The following is a 20,157-nucleotide window of genomic DNA, read 5'->3' as shown; positions in this document are numbered from 1 at the left end:
AACGTGGGGAAAGGACGGAGGAGCATGTACGAAAAGCTTGTTGAATTAAACGATTTTTGGGCAAAAGAGGGCGCCAGCCGGCAGGTGCTGGCTCAAGGCAGCCGATATTACGGGGGAGTAGCCGACGCGGAGAACGGAATCGCGTGGCCCAGCCATGGCGGCTCGCCGATGGTAATGGCGCTCTGGGTCGCAGCTTTGATCAACAAGGACTCGATGCTCCATCATGACGAGGAGCTGGCCAGCCAACTAGAGCTTGGCACGCAATATATGCTGCGCTTCCAGCATGCCGACGGCACGATATCCCCCGGATGGACCAATATGCATTCACCGCCGGATACCGCTTTTGTAGTCGTTGGGCTGGCACAGGTTTATGAGCTGCTGCAGGCGGAGCAATGGGAGCCGCTTCGGAAATCGACAGCGAATATTTGGCTCTTTCTAGAGCAGACGATTCCCGCATTATTGACAGGCGGCTGCCATACGCCGAATCATCGCTGGGTGCTGACTGCAGCGCTGGGGTATATGTACAAACTGACGGGCCGCGCTGAGCTTAAGGAAAGAGCACATGCGTGGCTGGCTGAGGGGCTGGACTGCACGGAGGATGGGGAATGGACCGAGCGGAGCAACGGGATTTACAATGCGGTCAGCGATGTTATGTTGTTCCATGCGGCTGAGCTTTTGGATAAACCGGAACTGCTCGAGCCGGTCCGCCGAAATCTGAAGATGATGGCATACATGGTTCATCCTAACGGAGAGGTCGTCACGGATTATTCGGGAAGGCAGGATTTTGGCCTCAGCTATACGATGGAAAGCTACTTTCTAGTCAGCAGGTTAATGGCACAAAGGGATCACGATCCTATATTTGAAGCGATCGCCGAGCTTGCGGGCCAATCGCTTAAACATCCAGGCTGGCTGCCTAACAATGCCATGCTCAGTTATTTATTACGGCCCGAGCTGCGAGAGCATACCATTCATCCGGCCGAGCTGCCAACGAAATACCGAATGGTGCTTAACCGTAACTTTCCGCGGAAACGTTTTTTAAGTGAAATGGATGGAGCGGGGCACGGCGGTAAAATTTACCACAGCAGATTGCATCCTGATTTTGGCGCGCCGGTTGCCCGTGAAAGAGACGGGAAAACAAGCTTAACCGTAATGGCTGAGGCGAGCTCGATGTTTGCGCTTCGGCATGGCGATGCGAGGTTGCTGGCGGTGCAAATCGGCACTTCCTTTGAGCCTGGGTTTGTAAAGATGAACGAATTAGAAGTGCTGGAGAAGGGCTATAAGCTGACGGCTGTCGAAAGCAAGGGGTATTACGGTCCCGTAGCGGAGGAAAATTTACCCCTGTCGGCAGGATCGGCGGTTAGCCCATGGTACTTGCTTCCCCATCATCTAAGAGAGACGACGCATTTGCAATACCATCATGTCGAGGCAGAGCTAAGGAAAACCGAGCATGGCTGGCAGCTTCAGCTTCGTTGCCCGGAGCCTGACAGCATGATGACGCAGGTCGTTTTCGTATTTGGCAGCGAAGGATCATTTTCGGGCGAAGGGCTAACTCCTATAGAGGATGCTTATTTCTGGAAGCATGGAAGCGTTCGTTATGCAGCAGGAGAGGATTGGATAGAGGTTGATGGCGGGGCGCATGAGCATTTAGTGAAAACGCTGCGGAATACAGCGATACCGGTCGGCTGCCAATCGCTCGTTGTCAATCTGATGACACCCTATAATAAAACGTTTGATATCAAGCTCTCGCCCACTAAGACGGATGCGGAGACAGCGAAATCTTTGACTGATCAAGAGGAGCTGATGAAATGAGCGGATATTTTGAACCGCGCGAAAGCAGCCGCTATTGGTTCGGAGACGATGACAAGCGCATCTTGGAGGTGCTTGCCGGAAGGTATGTCGGCGCTAATCCGCCCATACCTTTTGCGCTGCGTGCCTTCGCCAAATCAGGTATTTTGCAAAGCGAAAATGGTTTATTTGAAATGAACCTATTTGAAAGGCTGCCGGATGCGAGGCATGGCCAGTACGCCTATCTATACGGGCTTGTCTGGAGCGATGACGAGAGATCGATCGACGGCATAATAGAGCCATTTGGCCCAATTAAGCTTATGGTGAATGAAGTGCAGGTATACCGCTCGAACGTCGTCGATGAGCTGAAGCCAGGTGCGCAGGCAGTAATCCCCCTGTTGTTCCGCAAAGGCTGGAATCAAGTGTTAATCGAAGCGCGTAAAACAGTAGCTGGTTTCGGCTGCCGTTTTGGCGCGGATGAAGCAAAGGTACGCATTATGCAGGTACTGGCTCCTTTCTCCGGAAGAGCAGGCAGCGCAGGCTGGGTCTATTCAGAGCCCGCAGACGAATCTCGAATAATGGAAGAGAACGGTTTCTTTTCATTTGGGGAATCGGAGGAAGCCAGCGGCTTAAGTTGGCTTCCGCGCACAGAATGGACATCGGAGGAAGCTGAACGGCCGATTTGCGAGCGTTTATTCGGAAATCCCGCTGTACCGGCAGCCGCGTTTGGCTGGACAAAGCTGAATGTGCCGGGCAGAGATGCCGTCATTGTGCTGGAAGGGACCGCATATGGTCCAACGAGCATTTGGCTTGGTGGACAATTAGCCGCAGCTCTGATGAAGGCTGGGGATTTTAGGATAGAAGTAAACGCTTCTGCCGGGTACAACGAATTGTTAGTGCGTTCCATCAGCGGATCAGCAGGCTGGGGCTTTGAGCTTAGTGCCAAATACGAAGGAAACCGTTTGGGCTTTGAAGCGCCGGCGCATATTCACGGTTACAGCGGAAAGTGGCTGTTTGCTGGACCTCTCGATCCTGCTGACGCTGTAGATTCTGCGTTAGTATGCTCGACTGCAGCACTTTTCCCGGTCGTTAATCAAAATGGAGAATTCAGCGGTTACTCGTATTGGTGCGTGGATGCTCCACAGACGCGTGTCCGTCCCTATTACGAGAATGCGATGCTGAGCAATAAATGGACAACCGGAAGCGCGACGAACTTTGGCCGCTGGGATTATCCGCTCGGCGTAACGATGTATGGGCTCCTAAAGACGGCAAGCGAGCTGGAACGCAGGGATTTGATCGATTACACGCTGAGCCATATCCGCAGCTGCACGGACATGTATGACTATTCCTTGTGGGATAAAGAGGAATACGGGTTCCCGTCTATTAATCATCAGCTCGTTTTGATACGAATGCTCGATAATTGCGGCTCCTTCGGTTCGGCCATGCTGGAGGCATATGCGACAGCGCGTGATCATACTTTTTTACGAATCGCAGACCGAATTGCGGATTTCATGCTCGAGCAGCTGGAAAGGAAGGAGGATGGAGCGTTCTATCGGCAGTGTCCGGGTGAATACTCGGCAGATACGATGTGGGCCGATGATTTGTATATGAGCGGGCCGTTCTTGATCCGTTATGCTTTGGCAACAGGTGAGCCGAAATCGCTTGATGAGGCTGCGAAACAATTTCTTTTATTCAAAAGCTATTTATTTATGGCAGACGAAGGCCTCATGTCGCATGTGTTCGATTTTAAATACGGAAAAGCTACGCTTGTGCCTTGGGGGCGCGGAAACGGTTGGTGCTTGTTTTCCTTATCGGAGCTGCTGGAAAAGCTGCCTCCTGAACACAGCAATCGACCAGCGCTGGAAGCATTTTTTGAGGAAATGTGTGCTGGGGTTGCAGCTCTGCAGGGTGATTCAGGCATGTGGCGTCAGGTGCTTAATCAGGCAGATGCTTATGAGGAAGCATCCTGTACGGCGATGTTTGCTTATGCGTTTGCACGCGGTGTTCGCTTTGGCTGGTTAAAAGATCAGATGGCATACACCGAAATCGCGCTGCGGGCATGGCAAGGGCTGACGAGCTGCGCAATTGACAAGCAAGGCAATGTACATGGCGTATGCAGCGGCTCTCGTTATTCCTTCTCTCCCGATTATTACATGCATGATTTGCGAACGGTGCTTAATGACAACCATGGTATCGGCATTATGCTGCTTGCCGGCGTGGAGATCATGCGCTTGAAAGCAGCGGGGCCTGCCAAGGTAAAGGCGCAACCAATAGAACAACCTTAACCCCGATCATGAATGGCTGATTAAGAAATGATTGCCAATCTTCCATCTCTTTGAGCATAATAGAGTATGAGCGAAAAGGCGAGCGAGGAATCGAAATGAAAGCGACCATTTACGACGTAGCTAGAGAAGCGGGCGTTTCTATCGCAACCGTGTCGAAGGTTATTAACGCTAAAGGGAAAATAAGCACGGAGCGGCGCAATCAAATTTTTGCGATTATGCAGAGGCTGCAATATCAGCCCAGTGCGATCGCTTCGGCTCTAACCAGCAAGCAGACCTTCACGTTAGGTCTGCTTATTCCGGATATTGCCAATCCTTTTTTTGCCGAGGTTGCTCGTGCTGTCGAGGATCGCGGCCATCGATTTGGCTACAGCGTCATTATTTGCAGCACGGATAATAAGGATGACCGTGTCGAACGATATATTTCTGTTTTAAAGCAAAAACGTGTGGACGGCATCATCATCGGTACAGGTCTCGAAAATAATGACATTTTACAAGATATCAGCACGATTATCCCCGTTGTCGTTATCGGGCGTGAGGTAAACTCGTTTCCCGTGCATACGGTTGTAGCGGATGATTACGCCGGCGGGAAACAGGCTGCTTGCCATCTGCTAAGTCTAGGACATACGAAATTGGCGGTGCTCGCTGAGAGCCTGCAGATAAGCAGCAGCCGTGAAAGGGTTCGCGGCTTTAGACAATCGCTTGGGGAAGCCGGGATTTCGCTGCCTGACAAAAGCATCTTGGCTTGCAAAAACGGACTGGAGGATGGGATAGCTCGGACGTCGGAGCTGCTTAGCCGAATGGACCGGCCAACCGCGCTATTTTGCTGCAATGATTTGATAGCTGTCGGTGCACTGCAGGCCGCGAAGGAATGTGGCTTGCGCGTGCCTTTTGATTTATCGATCGTAAGCTTCGATAATACCCTATTGGCGACGGTTACGAACCCTCCGTTAACTTCGATTGCTCAGCCTATGGATCAGTTAGGAGAGGCAGCGGTTGATCTACTTATCCAACAGTTTGCGGATTCGAACACGGTCAAACAGCGGATTGCTCTTCGCACGGAGCTGATCGTAAGAGATTCCACAGCCGAGGTAAGTACTAGCGGTATATTGTAGTTAACACGCAGGTCATGCTAAAATTAGAAATAGCATATAAAAGTCCTATCATATTCAAAGCTCCTTTGCATGGAACTGAGCGATCAGGCCTTGCGGAGGAGATTTTTATTTTACACAGTCTTGGAAGGATGCGGAAAAATGACGATACGGCTGAACAATGATTGGTCCCAGAAGTTAAAGGACGAGCTTCAAGCATCATATATGGTGGAGCTGCTGGCAAAGTTAGATACTTTATACAAGATCAAGACGGTGTTTCCTGAACAACAAAACATTCTTAATGCACTTAATTATACATCTTATAAACAAACGAAAGTGGTTATCCTGGGGCAGGATCCATACCACGGACCAAAGCAGGCGCATGGGCTTAGCTTCTCCGTACAGCCAGGCGTGAAGGTGCCGCCTTCTCTGAAGAACATATATAAGGAGTTAGAAACGGATATAGGCGCACAAATACCTGATCATGGCAGTCTGGAGTCGTGGGCGGGGCAAGGCGTGCTGCTGTTAAATACGGTGCTGACGGTGGAGGAGGGCAATCCTAATTCTCATCAGGGACTCGGTTGGGAGCGATTTACCGATTCGGTTATTGCGATGCTGAACGAGCGGGAGAGACCCGTTGTATTTATGCTCTGGGGAAAGCATGCAGAGGCGAAAGCCGGTGCCATTGATACGGACAAGCATCTAATTATCACCTCGCCGCATCCGAGTCCGTTTGCGGCACGCAGAGGATTTTTTGGGAGCAGGCCTTTCTCGCGGGCGAATGCGTTTCTAGAGAAGATAGGGTGTGAGCCCATTGATTGGACGATTCCGATGCTCTCTGAGCTTGAATGTAAATGAAAAAAAGGCTTCTCCGCTGTCTGAGCTTCAGCTCAGACAATTAGAGAAGCCTTATTTGGGGACTACAACCGTTTACGCTTACTCCGCGATAATCGCAGAACCCGTGGACGATTGGCTCGAACCCGCTGATTCCGGTAGCACAGGTTTTAGTTTTGCATCGACGTAAGTGGATACCGATACATCAGTAATGACTTGCGGATACATTTTATCCGGATCAGGCAATACTGTTTCAAGATAAATAACAGCTTTATCGCCTTCAAATCCGATAGAGGCTATACGAATGCCATAACCAGGGTGTGGCACTTGAGCCGTGACGGTTACTTTATTAATTTCAGCGTTTACTGCGGTTACAGAAAGCTTTGGATCTAGAACAGGTTGTTCAGGCAATTCAGGAATAGGTGTCGTCTCCTTTACGAATTGAATGGCCCCATAGAGCCAGCCGGCAGACTCGCTGCGTGTAATGGCTTTCTTCGGATAAAACTTGTTTGATTTATCCAGTGTAACAATTTTGCTGATGATCAGCTTCTGGATGCTGTCCATATAATCTTTGTTTACGTCAGCCTCGTCTTCGAGCTGCATGAAAATTTCGATAAAGGCATAATCGCCTTTGGTCAGCATCGCTTTGAACAAATGATGAGCGAATTGCTCACGTGTCATGATATCATTAGCTTTTACCGTTTTTGGAATTTCTAAGCCGTTTAGATTTGCGATGATAAAGGCATCGGAGTACCAGGCATCATCTTTTAGATTTGTAAAGTAATCGCTTGCTTCTGGCGCTTTAATGAAGCGGATGTGATCAATATTAAGCTCTAAGCCTTTAACGATCATCGAAACGCCTTGCGCATAAGTAAGCTTGCCTTTCGGATTGAACTTATCATGCTTATCACCGCTCAGTATGCCCAGCTTCTGAAGCTCCTCGATTTGTTTCTCATTTGCATCATTTTTAACGTCCTTGAACGCCCAGACGGTTTGTCCGAGAGTGAAGAGCATCATCGCAACCAGTGTTACGATTAGTAGGGATCTTTTTTTCATAGGGTCACCTCTTTTATTATTTGCTGCAGCACTTATTTGACGTTGAAGAAAGACATATTGTTGCAATCCTTATAAAGATAATAAAAAGAACCCTTAAAATCAAGGATTCTCATGTTGAATAGTATCTTTTAAAATGTTAATTCGTAAATATTCCTGCTTGTTTTCTAAGTGTTACCGGAGGGCATCTGAAGCAGCATTTGTTTTATCCCTTTTCCTGATTATCCATGCGAGAATACCCATCGAAATGACTCCGCCAAGGAATCCTAATGCCATATCTTTTTGCGTATCAAAGATATCACCTTGCATTCCAACAAAGGTGGCTTCGCCACCAGGGCCGGCTACTAAGGCGGCTAACATTTCAAGGATCTCGAATAGCGCGCTAAAGCCGATTACAAAGACAACTGGCAGAACATATGACCAAATTCCGCGCGGCTTAACTTTGAATATTAAAAATTCACGGAACGGAAAAGCAATGAGGAGTCCGAAGGCGAAATGAACGACTTGATCATAATAGCTTCTTTTTGTATGTAACGATATTTTTAGCCATTGGTCCATAGGTGTGCCTTCATATGTATAATGTGCCGCATAAGTATGGAGACAAAAGAAAACGAGCATCAGAAGATAGGACAGGTTTGAAAAACGAAACCACTTGTAAGTGAAGACAAGGATAAGGATAGCCGCGATAAGGGTTGAGTTATAAGTTATCCATATAAATCGATCAGTGGGCGAAAAAGCCAAAAGTCCAAAAAATAGGATAAAAATGATGATCATTAGCTGCAAAGGTTTATTGTGAGCAAAAGGAATGCTTGTACTCGTCCATTCTAGTCGTTTAGAAGTCATGGGAATTCCACTCCTTACATTAATGACTGTATGGTACCCGATGTTAGGAGAGTAAATACAGGTTGAATGCAAAAGGGAATTATTTTTCGATGTTAAATAATAAGAAAAAAGCCTGCAAACCTTATGTTATAAGGATTTGCAGGCTTTTTATTTGATGATCTGAACAGGGTTCGAACCTGTGACCATACAGCTTATCCGGGGTAACGGGCGGGCTGGTGAGAACAGGCAGCAGGAAGTATCGGAGATCTCGCGGACACTTAAAGAGATCGCCCGGTCGATGATCACGAGGAAATGGTATGAGTAAAGCAGCGCGGAAAAGGAGATTCCAACTGCTCGCTAATCTCGACCCTCACTATCAAGATGCACCTAGCGAAATCTACAGAGATTCGAACGGCGAGATGATCGCTGAAGTGTTCCTGCTGCCGGCCATTTATCTCAATTTAGGGATTGTTAATAGGAGTGATAAGAGAAATGATTTACGACACTATGACCGACGATGAAGTGTTGCAGCAAGTCGCTGAGTGCCTTGGTACTGGAACCGTCATGAACATATCACTCATGCAGCGTGGGTTGCAGGTGCAGCGGAATCTGATTGTTATGCTGCAGACTGATCAACAGCAGCTGGCAATAGGGCTAAAACCACTGAACAAGCGTCAATCCGATACATTTGATTTCATTATTGCTTTCATCAGTAAAAACGGATACCCGCCTTCAGTGCGCGAAATTGGCGAGGGAGTAGGTCTTGCATCCAGCTCGACCGTTCACGGTCAATTGGAACGGCTGGAGAAGAAAGGTTATATCAAACGCAATGCAGCGTACGGCAGACCTAGGAGTTTACAAATAACGGGTAAGAGGGAGGCGGCTGCCGATGAGATTCATCGGAATCGACCCAGCGACTAAGACGGGATTCGTTGAACTGGATGAGAGCGGTGCGGTCCTTGTCGAACTAGAACTAAAGGGAGCTGGCAAGGTTGAAAAARGTGGAATCAGCATGGAGCAGCTTGTGGACTTGGAGAATCAATTGTACAAGCTATTGCAAGATGTAGATCTGATAGTTATTGAGGACACTCCTTTTGGAACAATGAATGCTGTAACTACTGGGATGATACACGGTGGATTGCGGTCAATCATTTATCGTCGAAAACTTGATTTCGACATATCAAATGCCATGTGGACGAAAAAATATGTTGGAGTCAAAGTTGAAAAAGGGCAGACGGAAAAGCAAAAGAAAGATGCTATCGGCGCTGCGGTAAAAGAACAGTTCGGATATACCCACAAAAGCCATAACGTGGTGGATGCATACATCATAGCAAGGATAGCATTAAACCCGCATCTGATGCGGAACTATGATCGTCAACTAGAAAACGAACGTCACCAGCTTGAGGTAGTTCGCGGGATTATGGAAAAGGCGGAATAACCGCGCCATTGCTCGGTGAATGGATAACTGCTGTCTAAAAATCGAACATGCGTTTCTGAAAGTGGTGCTCGATACTGGGCGAGGAAAGCTGTGACCATCCCCATTGCATGTGCTGCTCCCGCAGGTCGTTCCGATCCTATGCGATAAGTTATCGTATGCAATGGYTCTTCCACTGAATGACCAGTCACACCTCCATGGAACTTTGTACTATGCGGTACTTCAAACAGGTGCTCTGTCTTAGTCACATTGTAGTTAGCGGCGGCAAACAAATGGATATTAAGATTTGAGTTTCGGAGTTACAATTATCCTATTTTCGTTACTGTCAGAGCTCCATTACTGTAAAGTACATCAGCTAATGAAACGCTTGCTATATACATTTGAATAGTAGTGCTCTTCGGAAGCGAACCGCATGATGATTGGCACGAAGCGGAGCCTTGGGATGTATGGCAAGCATTCGGCGAGCAGTTGCCTGATGTGATATTTACCTCGCCGCCTTATGCCCCATGTGTTCGACTTTAACCTTCATGACAAACCTTCGTTAGTAGTAGGCTATAATGACGATCATAACGTTACCATACTCTAGGTAATATCGTAAACTATCGGTTTATTTATTAAAAGCGACAGACGTTAAGTAATTCAGTGAATAAACGGTGTGCATGACAGGAGGGGATTGACTTGGAAGTAGTACAGCCGATTAGAAGCGTGGAAAAGATAGTACGGATGAAGATGGCACTGCGGAAGCGATCGGATCGAGATTGGTTTCTGCTGGTGATGGGTATCAATGTCGGCCTGCGGATCGGCGACCTACTTAAACTCCACGTTCGGGACGTTCGAAATAAATCGCACATCCGCATCGTCGAAGGAAAGACGCAAAAGCGAAAGAGGTTTCCGATCAATGCAGAACTGCAAGAGATCATCAACCAGTACACCAAAGGTATGAAAGACAGTGATCCGCTGTTCAAGTCATACCGGACTAAACAAAACATTGGTCGTGTGCAGGCATACCGCATTCTCAACTATGCGGCAGCCGAAGTCGGGCTTATCGAGATCGGGACTCATACTCTGCGCAAGACCTTCGGATATCATTTTTACAAGCGGTACAAGGACGTGGCGCTTCTGCAGGAGATTTTCAACCATAGTGCTTCATCGATCACTATGCGGTATATCGGCATTAACCAGGACATTATTGACGAGGCCGTTGGTGGCTTCCACTTGTGAGGTGACAGCGTGATTGATCAGATTTTTTGCGGCGATTGTTTAGAAATCATGCCGAGCCTGTCTGCCAAATCGTTCGACATGATACTTTGTGATTTGCCATACGGTACCACAGAAAATTCTTGGGATAGCGTTATTCCGCTGGACAGGCTTTGGTCAGAGTACAATCGCTTGATTAAAGATCGCCGTTGAAGGTCCATGAAAACGTGCTTGTCTTCTACAAAAGCCTACCAAAGTACAACCCGCAAAAGACCAGCGGTCATAAATCGGTCAATCGCTACAAAAAGCATTCAAGCGATGGCAGCAACTACGGGAAGACGTCCATCGGTACCGAAGGCGGAGGGCAAACGGACCGTTATCCAGTGGACGTTCTGTACTATCCGAGGGATAAAGAACGGTACCACCCGACGCAGAAGCCTGTAGCACTCTTCGAATATCTCATTCGGACGTACACGAACGAGGGGGATGTGATTCTGGACAACTGCATCGGCAGCGGAACAACTGCTGTGGCAGCAGCCGGATGCAACAGGGACTTCGTTGAGATAGAGAAGGAGCAACGGTAAATCGCCATAGCCAATGATCGCCTTAAAAGCGTTCTGACGCAATTGATTGTTTGAACATTGGTTGAATATTGAATCACTTCTTCTTTTTGAAAAGACCAAATAACACTGCAAAAATAACGACAACGATTAAGAAACCCAATGATATCACCCCTTTTTGAGATTATAGCATGATCTTCACGATTGTTGTTTGAATACTGAAATACATCGGGAGGATAACGGCATGGAATACGAATTTCACACTTACGAAGAAATGGAAGCTGAATTGAGTGAATTATTCGAGAATCAACCGGAGCTAAGCGTCAATATAACTCGCGTTATGGATGGAGGACGTTTATGGTTGGCGGTACAGAACTGAATATTGAATATCATTTCGGCATGTAACCCGAAATGAATGACTATGTCGAGAATAACCTCAAAATGGTCATTCCTAACACTCCGGATTAATCTAAATTATTATAAGAGCTAAAATTTGCCGCTGCAAAAAGCTCTCCGTTATCAATATTAAACAACTCTTCTAGTTTGTGCATTACTGATAATCCTGGGTTTTTCTCACCAATCTCGATTTTCCCAATGTACGATTGGCTAATCCCGATCAGCTTTGCCAGCTGACGTTGACTTAAGCCATGTTTGATTCTCGCATCCTTGATTAATAGACCGATTTTTGTGCTCATGGATTAATGCTCCTTCATTTAGATGTTGAACTATAAATATCGGTTAAATTAAGTTGAAAATGAACACCATTTGAATATTGAAGCACAAAAAAAGCTCTCTATAAAAGAGAGCGCGTTAATCAGATAGTTATGATGAAAACGAATTAAATTTATTAACAAATTCACTTGGCATTATTAGAACTCTTAATCACAAGGGTAATAAATTGCATTTCAAGACTAAAACTAAGTCAAGCCGTCGATCAATCGGAATAGACAAGGTAACTTTAAAACAACTAGTGAAAGTTATTAGACGTAACAAAATGGAGAAGCTTAAAGCCGGGGAGATTTATGAAAATCACAATTTATTAATTCGCACCCAAAGCGGAACCCCGGTATCTCCCAGAAACATTATTAGGTCATTTAGTCGCATAGTTAATAATATTAATAAAAAATTACAGCCCAATGAAGAACCGTTAGAAAAAATAAGGTTTCATGATCTTAGACACACCACACTCATGTCGTAATGCTGTTGGAGATGCGTGAAAACAACAAAAGGATTGCTGAACGCATGGGAGGGTCCAGCGTGAAAACGCTTGATAGATACGCGCATATTTCACCACATATGCAGCAGGATACAGCTGATGCTTTCGGTGAGATGTTCTATAGCAACAACAAAGTTATTCTTTGAATTCTTCAAAGTGAATCGCACCAATTATAAAATGGACTGTGGAAACACAGGTTAAACAGGAAAAGGAAAAACCCGCAATCCCTTATGGTACAAAGGATTGCGGGTTCTGAAAATTATGATCTGAACAGGGTTCGAACCTGTGACCCCTACCCTGTCAAGATAGTGCTCTCCCAGCTGAGCTACCAGATCATATTAGCGACAATTAATAATATAGCAGGGTGAAGATGCGAAGTCAACACTTTTTTATTGAAAGTTAGCATGATGGTCGAGAGGGCCGAGATAAGGATTAATTGCAGTGCTGCTTATTATCCTCGACTATTTGGCCAGACTGCCTGAATATTCGTTAAGGAGATGGTCAAGCTCCTGACTGATTTTGATAACAGCATGATCGGTGAAGTTATTACAAGCTTCAAATAATCGTACCATTTCCGCTCTCATTTCTTCAATTTTCTGCTGGTAAAAATTATTTTCCATCATAATCCCTCCAACTTATCATTTGTATAAATTAAGGATAAACGAAGGTTGTTAGAATTTTTCCAAAAAGCAATTAGGTTTTTGTTAGTTTTCTGAACAATGCATAACTTTGAAGCCTTCGTATTCGATTATCTACACCTATAATTGTATTATGAAACAATTCAAGCTTAAAACGGCAAAGTTGGGATCACAAGCGTTGAGGAAGAACCCCCTAAGGCATACCTGCCCGCGGGGGAAAATTTATACGTGAATATCAAGGTTATTGCCTAAATTCGGCTGAGCATTTTTCAACATTTGAACGAGGTCTTTTCCTTGCTGCATAGCTATGTCTTTGCTCAAAGACATGACACGGATGCTGGCTGCTAGAGCTAAACGGTTCTGACTCATCGTCATGGAAGCTGCTGCTATATCCATCATTCACCTCCTACTTAATATATCGGCAAGTGGGAGGGGTTTATTTAATATATAAGCATTTATATGTCTTCACATAATAATTGTGCTCATATATTTCCGCAAAACGACCGCCTTTAATTATGGCTCATTGCGGAATATCGCATTTATTGCGAATAAAATGAATTTGGTTTCGGATTCGATTTAATTGCTGCAGTTGTTCCTCGCTTTGATCGCTGTGTGCGTTTTGCTCCAGCTGTTGCAGTTCCTGAAGCAAGTTGGGTAAATCAGTCGAAGCATTTGAACAATTGTAATTGCTCTCTACATTTTCAAGCATGGTTGTGCCTCCCTTAATGTATGGTTTCACGCTAGCATTGTTATCCAATGTCTGTCGATTAGTATGAGCTTTTTACAAATGAGTATGCATGTTGGAAACGTATACTAAAGGAAAACTTTCCTGCATACCTTTATAGAAAGCGCGCAGGAGGCGGTTCGTGTTGGCTGCACAGTATGCCTACTTAGCTATTTGGCTATTAGGGATGTTTGGAATTATCGGTATTGTTATCGGTTCTGTGGCTAAATTCGCTATTCGGGATACCTTATCGCATGATGAGCAGTTCGTATGGAGAAGGAGACTTCCGGCTGACGCAATTAAAAGAAAATAATACGAAAATCCGGCGATCGCGATAGATGCGGGCTCGTCGGATTTTTTTGTTTGCTTTAATGCATAAAAAGGGTGCCGAGAAGGGCAGGATAAAAGTTGGCTGTACAATCTTCTATTCTGAGAGGGGCTAGTAATCATGAGCGACATGAACAGTGGACAAGATACGAGGGAGCAAATCGTTGCTGTGCAAAAGGATGGAGACGGCGATCTTACAGCTTTTAAAACGAACAGCGGCCGGGTGCTTGATTATGTTACGGCACTTCAAGAAGTACAAGCAGGGCATATTGCAGGTGTGAACACCTTTAAGGGCAGAGATGGCGAGTTTTATATCCGCGGCGACGCTGACGGGGATCCGACAAACAATTTGGATCAGCTGCCTACCTTTTAGAATGATTAATTAATGGGGTAAAATAAATTAGAATTTATTTACAATTAAAGAAAGGCGCCTGCATGCAAGTCATGCGGCGCCTTTCTTGCGGTTATTTGATTTCATAGGTCTTATGCTGTTCGACTATTCGCATGGCTCCCGTATGGCCTTTATACTGCTCTATCGCGTCGCCATAATGCATAAGCCATGTTTTCCTTTGTATCTCTTCAGGAAGGCTTAACAGCTCTTCTAGGGAAGCATGGACGACGCCTGGCGCTTCAAGCTGACAATCATGGTAGATCGTCATGACGCCTTCATCAACCAGCTGCTGAAGAAGCACAGGATCGAACCGCATATCAGCCGTGTAGAAGAAGCTTTGGTTAAACAAAAAAGAATAGCTAGGTTTATTCACGATATGTTTGGTTTGCAGCAGCTTAACCTTCAACCCTTCGTGAAGCTCGATGTCTTTATTCGGCTCAAGCGGACGGACATCAAAAAAGTCATCCAGCCTCTCTAACGGTTCTTGCGTTAGTCCTCCGCGTAGCGTCTGCTCCCAAAGCGGTTCAACGAGTGTTTCCGCGATATAGAGGATAGGCTTCCGATTATATTTAAACATCATTTGGAAAGCATACTCTTCCAATCCRCCAACATGATCCCCGTGAATATGACTGATTAGAACCGCATCAAGATCTTGAAAAGAGATCCTTTGCTGATGCAGAGCTTTAGGCAAGGTTATTCCGCAATCGACAAGCAGTCGAAAGCCATTGATTTCAATGAGTCCGTTGTTATTATCATATTTTTTGGCAAAAGCGCTGCCCGTTCCAATCATTTTTATGTTCATAACAAACCCCCTCGTCATTACACCTATTTAATGTACCAAATTTTAAGTATCTCTGCCAATTACTGATGCACATTCGCCCTTCTCTACATATAATGCTAAAGCGTTACGTACAGTGGAGGCGAACTAGGGATGAGCAAAGGAAAAGGTAAAGTAGTCAAGAAAAAGAAGCCGGCAAGTGATCGCAAGTACTATAATTATAAGCTTGTACTCTCAGATACCTGTGCGGTATGCAAAACGCCATGCGCAAGAGGAATCAGCTATTTGGCTAGAATGAGAACACCTGGAACAGTCGGGAAAGGTGTCCCTTGCGTATTAACGAGAACGTATGGGTAATGGGTTTATTTCGCACTTCTATTTCCCAGGCAAGCGCAGGTTTCAACACCGTTTGACAGCGATGGTGCAATAGTACTATAAGCAAAATAGTTTCGGAAAAACGCAACTTTGCATGAGTATCCGAGTATAACCATACATCCAGGCTATCGGATGGAGGGCATACAACTATGAAATTCAGAAAAGTTGCTATTCTGCTGCTGTTGCTGTCTCTTTGGGGCGGAACGATGCTGTTTGCAGATTCTGCAACGCAGAGGGTACGCGTCTTTATTAACGGGGCGGAGCAGGATGACGGCGGGTTAGTGACCGAAGGCAAAACCTATTTGCCGCTTCGTCAACTGGCTACATCAATGCAAGCCATCGTTGAATGGGACAATCAAAGTAAACGTGCGATTGTGTATAAGCCAAATGTCCATATGTTCCTATTCCAAAATAACGCGGTATTTGGAAATGTGGCAAGAGGTTATCAAGCCAAGTTTAAAGTGTTTGCTCAGATCGATAATTTAAAAACAGATATTGTGGCTGTTAAGGTATCGATCTTCGACCCGAACGGGAGAGAGAAAGTGATTCAAACAGAAAGCGTGAATACGTCCAAAGACAATTTCTGGTATGCAACGGATGATATTGAATATAAATTCGAATCAAGCGGGAAATATCCGATTCGCTTCTTTCTGAAGCTCAAGGGCTACGACGAGTGGACCGCTGTTTCGGAGAAACTAATTTCTTCACTTTGATTGCATGAATTCGAGAAGGCGCTCCTTTTATGAAAAGGGGCGTCTTTGTTTGACCGTTGATAGACTGTCATGTTACTATACGATAGTCTGTAAACATTATTGAAATGGGGTAATAACATGAGCGAGCATCAGCATGGCGATGATTGCGGCTGTGGTGAAGACCACGAGCATGAAGAGCATGTCTTTATCGTGACTGACGACGAGGGCCAGGAACGCGAAATGGTCATGGTTTATACGTTTGAATCCGAAAACAATGTGTATGCTGTATTGCTGGACCGTAACGATCCGGAAGCGGACGGCGTCATTTTCCGTATTGAAGAAGAAAACGATGAGTCCTTCCTAGTCGGTATTGAAGACGATGCGGAATGGGATCGCGTTACAGCGATTTACGAAGAAATTGCCCGTTCGGAGAGCGAAGAGAAGTAATTCTCATTCGTCACCATCGATCAGCCAAACAAAAACGATCTGCGAGTTTCGCTTGCGGATCGTTTTTTTGTTGCCTATATCCTGGAGCTCTGTATTATTTTCGCGGATTAAAATAGAGGGTTCGGCCATTGAACATGGTAAGCTCGGCTTTCAGGCGGCTGGCTATAAATTTACACAGCTCATTCGCCTTTGCTTTATCGCCGTGAGTTGCCTCGTCCGGAAGAACGACCTGTACACAGGGTACAGTGCCTCCAGCGGCGCTTTCGGCTTCGCTTGGTCCAAAAATGATATGCTTATAAAGCGGGTTGATCCCTTTTAAGTAAAACCACCGCTCATCCTGCTTGGATTCGACTGTGTAAGGGAAAGCGGCTTCCRCGTAATTCCAATCCAGCTGCGAGCCGGTCAGAGCGGTTTGCTCCCGGTAATGCAAGAGCTGGCTCTTAATTTCCTCTAGTGACAGCTTCTTCACGGATGATCCTTGCACGAATTTTATGTAAGCGCTTTGACTCATCGCATCTCACCTCTGCCAACATCATAGCATGCTCGATATGGGTTTACAATAAGTGGCATTCTGCAAAAATGTATGAAAAAAACCGACTTAGAAGCAAGCAGATGCTTTAAAGCCGGTTCATTTTCTTGCTTATGAAATCGCTGTTTCTTCAACGATGACTTTTACGAATTCAATGCTGCGATCCTCCGGGCCTTTAACCGGCAGGCCGACTTGGACATGATCGACGATATAGTCGATATTCTTTTGCGTAATGACCTCGCCCGGCAATAAAATAGGAATTCCCGGAGGATAGACATAAATAAACTCGGCTATGATCCGTCCGGCAGATTCTTTGAACGGAAGCACTTCCGTTTGACCGTAGAATGCGTCGCGCGGTGTCAGGGAAAGCTGGGGAATATCCGGAATTTTGACGACTAATTCACGCGCCTCTGCACCTTCATGGAACCTCTCTGAAAGTCCGCGAAGCGAGATTAACAATTTTGACACGGAATCAGAGGTATCTCCAGGCGTAACTAAGCAAAGAATGTTATACATATCGCTCATTTCAATTTCTACATTATAGTTATCGCGAAGCCAGTTTTCCGTTTCATATCCGGTAATCCCGAGATGACGGACATGGATGGACACTTTTGTCGGATCGTAATCATAGGTAGCCTCATCACCGAGAATTTCTTCTCCGAAGCAATACAGCCCTGGAATCTCATTGATCTGCTTGCGAGTGTACTGGGCAAGCTCAATCGCACGCTCGGCGATTACATGTCCATTCAGAGCAAGATTGCGTCTCGACGTATCAAGTGATCCTAGCAAAATGTAAGAAGTAGAAGTGGTGGTCAGCATACTGATCACGGTTTGAATGCGGTGCGGGTTGACTCTGCCCTTACGGACATTCAGCACCGAGCTTTGCGTCATGGAACCACCGAGCTTATGAACGCTCGTTGCAGCCATATCCGCGCCTGCTTGCATGGCAGACATAGGCAGCTTCTCATGGAAATGAATGAGCACGCCATGCGCTTCGTCTACAAGGACTGGAATGTCGAAGCTATGTACGAGATCGACGATCTCTTTCAAATTCGCACATATTCCGAAATAGGTCGGGTTGATGACGAGAACGGCTTTTGCATCCGGATGTCTCTCAAGTGCTTTGCGGACAGAACGTGTCGTAATGCCATGATCGATCCCAAGATTGTTATCCCTTGCAGGTGAAATGAATACTGGCCTTGCGCCTGCGAAAATAATAGCAGCCATGATCGATTTGTGTACATTGCGAGGAACGATGATTTTGTCGCCAGGCGCGCACACGGTTAAAATCATGGTCATGATCGCTCCGCTAGTTCCTTGTACGGAGAAATAAGTGTAGTCCGATCCGAATGCGTCAGCTGCCAGCTTCTGCGCTTCCTCAATAACGCCAGTCGGCTGATGTAAGTCATCAAGCGGTGCTATATTGATTAAATCGATCGACAACGCGTTATCGCCGATAAATTCGCGAAATTCCGAGTCGCTGCCCAATCCTTTTTTGTGTCCAGGAATATGAAACTGTACGGGATCCTGCTCCGCATGACGGCGAAGCGCTGTGAATAGCGGGGTTTTGGTATGATCCATTGCTTTCATCCCTGCCTTTCATTAGAGGTTACAAACAAAGTTGAGTATAGCAAATACAGGGGGGAATGCAAGCTTCAATTTTAAGATAAGGGCAAGGTTTGTCGATTTGTTCTTCAATTGTTCATACATGATTGATTAATGGATATGGTAACATAGGTTGGTGGAGGGGTTGCAGCATGAAAGATAAACGTATGCTTATTGTAATGGCAATATTAATGACAACTTTTATTGGGTTCGGCATTATCATTCCGGTTATGCCGGAAATTATTCAAGCCGCTGATCCGAATAAAGCGGAAATACATACAGGCCGAATGCTGGCTATTTATTCCGCAGTCTCGTTTTTCCTATCGCCATTTTGGGGAAGCTTATCCGATCGGATCGGCAGAAGGCCGATTATCTTAATAGGCGTCCTTGGCTTTGCGGTAAGTTTCCTGCTGTTTGGCCTTTCTTCAGAGAATTTGACGCTCATGTACCTGTCGCGGGTGCTCGGAGGATTGTTTTCTGGCGCAGTCGCTTCCGTGATCGTCGCATACGTAGCGGATATCACGCCGCCGGAGTCGAGAACGAAGGGGATGGGGCTTGTCGGGATGTCGATCGGTCTCGGCTTTACGATTGGGCCCGGCGTAGGCGGACTTTTGAGCGTATTCTCGTTGGAAACGCCATTTTACACAGCATCGGCGCTTGCGTTAATCACGTTTGTGCTGGCGGCATGGAAGCTGAAGGAATCGCTTGCTCCTGAGCAGCGGCGAGCATCTTCGGAGAAACGGGTTTCAAGGTGGGCTGCTTTTACCGGTCCACTAAAGTATTTGTACGTGCTGGCGTTTTTCGTGACATTTACGCTTGCCGGCATGGAAGCGACCTTGCAATTTTTCGGCATGCGTAGATTTGACGTGACTCCGCTGCAGGTTGGCATCTTGTTTTTTGTATGCGGCTTTGTTGGTGCGCTCGTGCAGGGCGGAGTCGTACGCCGGCACATCAAGAAAGGCGAGGAGCCGAAATACATTGCAATCGGGCTTGTTATCTCAGCCATCGGATTTTTCCTGCTGCTTGGCGCTCATTCGCTTTTGTGGGCAACGCTTTCTCTCGCGGTGTTCGGCATCGGTAACTCTTTGATCAGGCCGTGCGTGACCTCGCTCATTTCGCAGAAGACAACGGTAGGTCAGGGCGTAGCGTCTGGACTCAGCTCTTCGATGGACAGCTTGGGCCGTATCGCTGGACCATTGCTTGGTTCGTTCTTCTTCACGATTGAGATGGGATTGCCATATTTACTGGGAGGCATTTTGTGCCTGGCCGCACTGCTTCTGCTGCTTCGCTTCCGTCAGCTCGACAGGACAAGCATTGATGAAGTGAATTTACAGTCAGCAAAATAAATAGAAAAAAGCCGGTTACTCATCATATTG

Annotated in this window: 26 protein-coding genes and 1 tRNA gene; 17 read left to right on the top strand and 10 right to left on the bottom strand. The window is 46.2% G+C overall.

Annotation, left to right across the window (positions count from 1 at the left end):
- The first annotated feature begins 24 nt into the window (after positions 1 to 24).
- The 4 genes from AC1DLI_RS15425 to AC1DLI_RS15410 all read left to right on the top strand — a co-directional run bounded on the left by AC1DLI_RS15425 (position 25) and on the right by AC1DLI_RS15410 (position 6,016).
- Positions 25 to 1,809, top strand: a complete 1,785-nt coding sequence (locus AC1DLI_RS15425; protein ID WP_477603984.1) for a prenyltransferase/squalene oxidase repeat-containing protein — start codon at positions 25 to 27, stop codon at positions 1,807 to 1,809.
- Positions 1,806 to 4,070, top strand: coding sequence for a glycoside hydrolase family 88/105 protein (locus AC1DLI_RS15420; RefSeq protein WP_477603982.1), 2,265 nt, complete (start codon positions 1,806 to 1,808; stop codon positions 4,068 to 4,070). Before AC1DLI_RS15425 ends, AC1DLI_RS15420 begins: the two co-directional genes overlap by 4 nt.
- Positions 4,071 to 4,165: 95 nt before the next feature.
- Positions 4,166 to 5,182, top strand: a complete 1,017-nt coding sequence (locus tag AC1DLI_RS15415) for a LacI family DNA-binding transcriptional regulator (protein WP_477603980.1) — start codon at positions 4,166 to 4,168, stop codon at positions 5,180 to 5,182.
- 138 nt (positions 5,183 to 5,320) lie between these two features.
- On the top strand, positions 5,321 to 6,016 hold the full coding sequence (locus AC1DLI_RS15410) for a uracil-DNA glycosylase (protein ID WP_477603978.1): 696 nt from the start codon (positions 5,321 to 5,323) through the stop codon (positions 6,014 to 6,016).
- Positions 6,017 to 6,094: 78 nt separating this feature from the next.
- Here the strand turns inward: AC1DLI_RS15410 and AC1DLI_RS15405 are convergent, their stop codons facing one another.
- Together AC1DLI_RS15405 and AC1DLI_RS15400 are read right to left on the bottom strand one after the other, a co-directional pair.
- Positions 6,095 to 7,048, bottom strand: coding sequence for an S-layer homology domain-containing protein (locus AC1DLI_RS15405; protein WP_477603976.1), 954 nt, complete (start codon positions 7,046 to 7,048; stop codon positions 6,095 to 6,097).
- A 171-nt stretch (positions 7,049 to 7,219) separates the two neighbouring features.
- Positions 7,220 to 7,888 carry a DUF2238 domain-containing protein gene (locus AC1DLI_RS15400; RefSeq protein WP_477603974.1) on the bottom strand — a complete coding sequence of 223 codons (669 nt, stop codon included), beginning with the start codon at positions 7,886 to 7,888 and terminating at the stop codon, positions 7,220 to 7,222.
- A 178-nt stretch (positions 7,889 to 8,066) separates the two neighbouring features.
- Between AC1DLI_RS15400 and AC1DLI_RS15395 the strand changes: the two genes are divergently transcribed.
- The 7 genes from AC1DLI_RS15395 (at position 8,067) to AC1DLI_RS15365 (ending at position 11,438) form a co-directional block, all read left to right on the top strand.
- A complete protein-coding gene (locus AC1DLI_RS15395) occupies positions 8,067 to 8,192 on the top strand; it encodes a hypothetical protein (protein WP_477605091.1) in 126 nt (41 codons plus the stop codon).
- A 167-nt stretch (positions 8,193 to 8,359) separates the two neighbouring features.
- A complete protein-coding gene (locus AC1DLI_RS15390; RefSeq protein WP_477603972.1) occupies positions 8,360 to 8,788 on the top strand; it encodes a LexA family protein in 429 nt (142 codons plus the stop codon).
- Positions 8,757 to 9,305 (top strand): hypothetical protein, encoded by a 549-nt coding sequence (locus tag AC1DLI_RS15385; RefSeq protein ID WP_477603970.1) that lies wholly within the window; start codon positions 8,757 to 8,759, stop codon positions 9,303 to 9,305. The genes AC1DLI_RS15390 and AC1DLI_RS15385 overlap by 32 nt, the downstream gene beginning before the upstream one ends.
- A gap of 675 nt (positions 9,306 to 9,980) precedes the next feature.
- Entirely contained in the window at positions 9,981 to 10,523 is a 543-nt protein-coding gene (locus AC1DLI_RS15380; protein WP_477603968.1) for a site-specific integrase, read from the top strand.
- A gap of 9 nt (positions 10,524 to 10,532) precedes the next feature.
- Complete coding sequence (locus AC1DLI_RS15375; RefSeq protein WP_477603966.1) at positions 10,533 to 10,712, top strand: hypothetical protein; 180 nt, start codon at positions 10,533 to 10,535, stop codon at positions 10,710 to 10,712.
- A complete protein-coding gene (locus AC1DLI_RS15370) occupies positions 10,709 to 11,083 on the top strand; it encodes a DNA methyltransferase (protein ID WP_477603964.1) in 375 nt (124 codons plus the stop codon). The genes AC1DLI_RS15375 and AC1DLI_RS15370 overlap by 4 nt, the downstream gene beginning before the upstream one ends.
- A gap of 220 nt (positions 11,084 to 11,303) precedes the next feature.
- Positions 11,304 to 11,438, top strand: a complete 135-nt coding sequence (locus AC1DLI_RS15365) for a hypothetical protein (protein WP_477603962.1) — start codon at positions 11,304 to 11,306, stop codon at positions 11,436 to 11,438.
- Positions 11,439 to 11,523: 85 nt separating this feature from the next.
- Here the strand turns inward: AC1DLI_RS15365 and AC1DLI_RS15360 are convergent, their stop codons facing one another.
- The 5 genes from AC1DLI_RS15360 to AC1DLI_RS15340 all read right to left on the bottom strand — a co-directional run bounded on the left by AC1DLI_RS15360 (position 11,524) and on the right by AC1DLI_RS15340 (position 13,622).
- Positions 11,524 to 11,754, bottom strand: coding sequence for a helix-turn-helix transcriptional regulator (locus AC1DLI_RS15360; RefSeq protein ID WP_477603960.1), 231 nt, complete (start codon positions 11,752 to 11,754; stop codon positions 11,524 to 11,526).
- 783 nt (positions 11,755 to 12,537) lie between these two features.
- Positions 12,538 to 12,610, bottom strand: a tRNA-Val gene (locus AC1DLI_RS15355).
- Positions 12,611 to 12,736: 126 nt separating this feature from the next.
- Positions 12,737 to 12,895, bottom strand: a complete 159-nt coding sequence (locus AC1DLI_RS15350; RefSeq protein WP_477603958.1) for an aspartyl-phosphate phosphatase Spo0E family protein — start codon at positions 12,893 to 12,895, stop codon at positions 12,737 to 12,739.
- A gap of 240 nt (positions 12,896 to 13,135) precedes the next feature.
- Complete coding sequence (locus AC1DLI_RS15345) at positions 13,136 to 13,309, bottom strand: YjfB family protein (RefSeq protein ID WP_477603956.1); 174 nt, start codon at positions 13,307 to 13,309, stop codon at positions 13,136 to 13,138.
- A 124-nt stretch (positions 13,310 to 13,433) separates the two neighbouring features.
- Positions 13,434 to 13,622, bottom strand: coding sequence for a DUF2524 domain-containing protein (locus AC1DLI_RS15340; RefSeq protein WP_477603954.1), 189 nt, complete (start codon positions 13,620 to 13,622; stop codon positions 13,434 to 13,436).
- 157 nt (positions 13,623 to 13,779) lie between these two features.
- On the opposite strand from AC1DLI_RS15340, the gene AC1DLI_RS15335 reads away from it, so the two are divergent.
- Together AC1DLI_RS15335 and AC1DLI_RS15330 are read left to right on the top strand one after the other, a co-directional pair.
- The gene (locus AC1DLI_RS15335; RefSeq protein ID WP_477603952.1) at positions 13,780 to 13,950 is read left to right on the top strand and encodes a hypothetical protein; all 171 of its coding nucleotides are present in this window, start codon (positions 13,780 to 13,782) and stop codon (positions 13,948 to 13,950) included.
- 135 nt (positions 13,951 to 14,085) lie between these two features.
- Positions 14,086 to 14,337: a DUF3892 domain-containing protein gene (locus AC1DLI_RS15330; RefSeq protein ID WP_477603950.1), complete on the top strand. Its 252-nt coding sequence runs from the start codon at positions 14,086 to 14,088 to the stop codon at positions 14,335 to 14,337.
- Positions 14,338 to 14,428: 91 nt separating this feature from the next.
- On the opposite strand, the gene AC1DLI_RS15325 is transcribed toward AC1DLI_RS15330, so the two are convergent.
- A complete protein-coding gene (locus AC1DLI_RS15325) occupies positions 14,429 to 15,157 on the bottom strand; it encodes an MBL fold metallo-hydrolase (RefSeq protein ID WP_477603948.1) in 729 nt (242 codons plus the stop codon).
- Positions 15,158 to 15,286: 129 nt separating this feature from the next.
- On the opposite strand from AC1DLI_RS15325, the gene AC1DLI_RS15320 reads away from it, so the two are divergent.
- The 3 genes from AC1DLI_RS15320 to AC1DLI_RS15310 all read left to right on the top strand — a co-directional run bounded on the left by AC1DLI_RS15320 (position 15,287) and on the right by AC1DLI_RS15310 (position 16,647).
- The gene (locus AC1DLI_RS15320) at positions 15,287 to 15,490 is read left to right on the top strand and encodes a hypothetical protein (protein WP_308994704.1); all 204 of its coding nucleotides are present in this window, start codon (positions 15,287 to 15,289) and stop codon (positions 15,488 to 15,490) included.
- A 167-nt stretch (positions 15,491 to 15,657) separates the two neighbouring features.
- Positions 15,658 to 16,221 carry a stalk domain-containing protein gene (locus AC1DLI_RS15315; RefSeq protein WP_477603946.1) on the top strand — a complete coding sequence of 188 codons (564 nt, stop codon included), beginning with the start codon at positions 15,658 to 15,660 and terminating at the stop codon, positions 16,219 to 16,221.
- Positions 16,222 to 16,338: 117 nt separating this feature from the next.
- Positions 16,339 to 16,647 (top strand): DUF1292 domain-containing protein, encoded by a 309-nt coding sequence (locus tag AC1DLI_RS15310; RefSeq protein WP_308994702.1) that lies wholly within the window; start codon positions 16,339 to 16,341, stop codon positions 16,645 to 16,647.
- A gap of 94 nt (positions 16,648 to 16,741) precedes the next feature.
- Here AC1DLI_RS15310 and AC1DLI_RS15305 read toward each other — a convergent pair whose 3' ends face one another.
- Both AC1DLI_RS15305 and AC1DLI_RS15300 read right to left on the bottom strand, forming a co-directional pair.
- Positions 16,742 to 17,158, bottom strand: a complete 417-nt coding sequence (locus AC1DLI_RS15305) for a DUF1885 family protein (RefSeq protein ID WP_477603944.1) — start codon at positions 17,156 to 17,158, stop codon at positions 16,742 to 16,744.
- Positions 17,159 to 17,287: 129 nt separating this feature from the next.
- A complete protein-coding gene (locus tag AC1DLI_RS15300) occupies positions 17,288 to 18,757 on the bottom strand; it encodes an aminotransferase class I/II-fold pyridoxal phosphate-dependent enzyme (protein ID WP_477603942.1) in 1,470 nt (489 codons plus the stop codon).
- Positions 18,758 to 18,933: 176 nt separating this feature from the next.
- Here AC1DLI_RS15300 and AC1DLI_RS15295 point away from each other — a divergent pair, with 176 nt between their 5' ends.
- Entirely contained in the window at positions 18,934 to 20,127 is a 1,194-nt protein-coding gene (locus AC1DLI_RS15295) for an MFS transporter (protein ID WP_477603940.1), read from the top strand.
- Positions 20,128 to 20,157: the final 30 nt, after the last annotated feature.

It is taken from the genome of Paenibacillus sp. 01T443 (assembly GCF_056398325.1).
This window is presented reverse-complemented; position numbering and strand designations above follow the sequence as displayed.

What these genes read in the sequence shown, in the direction of transcription:
- AC1DLI_RS15425 (WP_477603984.1), top strand. Translation starts at nt 25, where the DNA reads ATGTACGAAAAGCTTGTTGAATTAAACGATTTTTGGGCAAAAGAGGGC.
- AC1DLI_RS15420 (WP_477603982.1), top strand. Translation starts at nt 1,806, where the DNA reads ATGAGCGGATATTTTGAACCGCGCGAAAGCAGCCGCTATTGGTTCGGA.
- AC1DLI_RS15415 (WP_477603980.1), top strand. Translation starts at nt 4,166, where the DNA reads ATGAAAGCGACCATTTACGACGTAGCTAGAGAAGCGGGCGTTTCTATC.
- AC1DLI_RS15410 (WP_477603978.1), top strand. Translation starts at nt 5,321, where the DNA reads ATGACGATACGGCTGAACAATGATTGGTCCCAGAAGTTAAAGGACGAG.
- AC1DLI_RS15405 (WP_477603976.1), bottom strand. Translation starts at nt 7,048, where the DNA reads ATGAAAAAAAGATCCCTACTAATCGTAACACTGGTTGCGATGATGCTC.
- AC1DLI_RS15400 (WP_477603974.1), bottom strand. Translation starts at nt 7,888, where the DNA reads ATGACTTCTAAACGACTAGAATGGACGAGTACAAGCATTCCTTTTGCT.
- AC1DLI_RS15390 (WP_477603972.1), top strand. Translation starts at nt 8,360, where the DNA reads ATGATTTACGACACTATGACCGACGATGAAGTGTTGCAGCAAGTCGCT.
- AC1DLI_RS15365 (WP_477603962.1), top strand. Translation starts at nt 11,304, where the DNA reads ATGGAATACGAATTTCACACTTACGAAGAAATGGAAGCTGAATTGAGT.
- AC1DLI_RS15360 (WP_477603960.1), bottom strand. Translation starts at nt 11,754, where the DNA reads ATGAGCACAAAAATCGGTCTATTAATCAAGGATGCGAGAATCAAACAT.
- AC1DLI_RS15350 (WP_477603958.1), bottom strand. Translation starts at nt 12,895, where the DNA reads ATGGAAAATAATTTTTACCAGCAGAAAATTGAAGAAATGAGAGCGGAA.
- AC1DLI_RS15345 (WP_477603956.1), bottom strand. Translation starts at nt 13,309, where the DNA reads ATGGATATAGCAGCAGCTTCCATGACGATGAGTCAGAACCGTTTAGCT.
- AC1DLI_RS15340 (WP_477603954.1), bottom strand. Translation starts at nt 13,622, where the DNA reads ATGCTTGAAAATGTAGAGAGCAATTACAATTGTTCAAATGCTTCGACT.
- AC1DLI_RS15330 (WP_477603950.1), top strand. Translation starts at nt 14,086, where the DNA reads ATGAGCGACATGAACAGTGGACAAGATACGAGGGAGCAAATCGTTGCT.
- AC1DLI_RS15320 (WP_308994704.1), top strand. Translation starts at nt 15,287, where the DNA reads ATGAGCAAAGGAAAAGGTAAAGTAGTCAAGAAAAAGAAGCCGGCAAGT.
- AC1DLI_RS15315 (WP_477603946.1), top strand. Translation starts at nt 15,658, where the DNA reads ATGAAATTCAGAAAAGTTGCTATTCTGCTGCTGTTGCTGTCTCTTTGG.
- AC1DLI_RS15310 (WP_308994702.1), top strand. Translation starts at nt 16,339, where the DNA reads ATGAGCGAGCATCAGCATGGCGATGATTGCGGCTGTGGTGAAGACCAC.
- AC1DLI_RS15300 (WP_477603942.1), bottom strand. Translation starts at nt 18,757, where the DNA reads ATGGATCATACCAAAACCCCGCTATTCACAGCGCTTCGCCGTCATGCG.
- AC1DLI_RS15295 (WP_477603940.1), top strand. Translation starts at nt 18,934, where the DNA reads ATGAAAGATAAACGTATGCTTATTGTAATGGCAATATTAATGACAACT.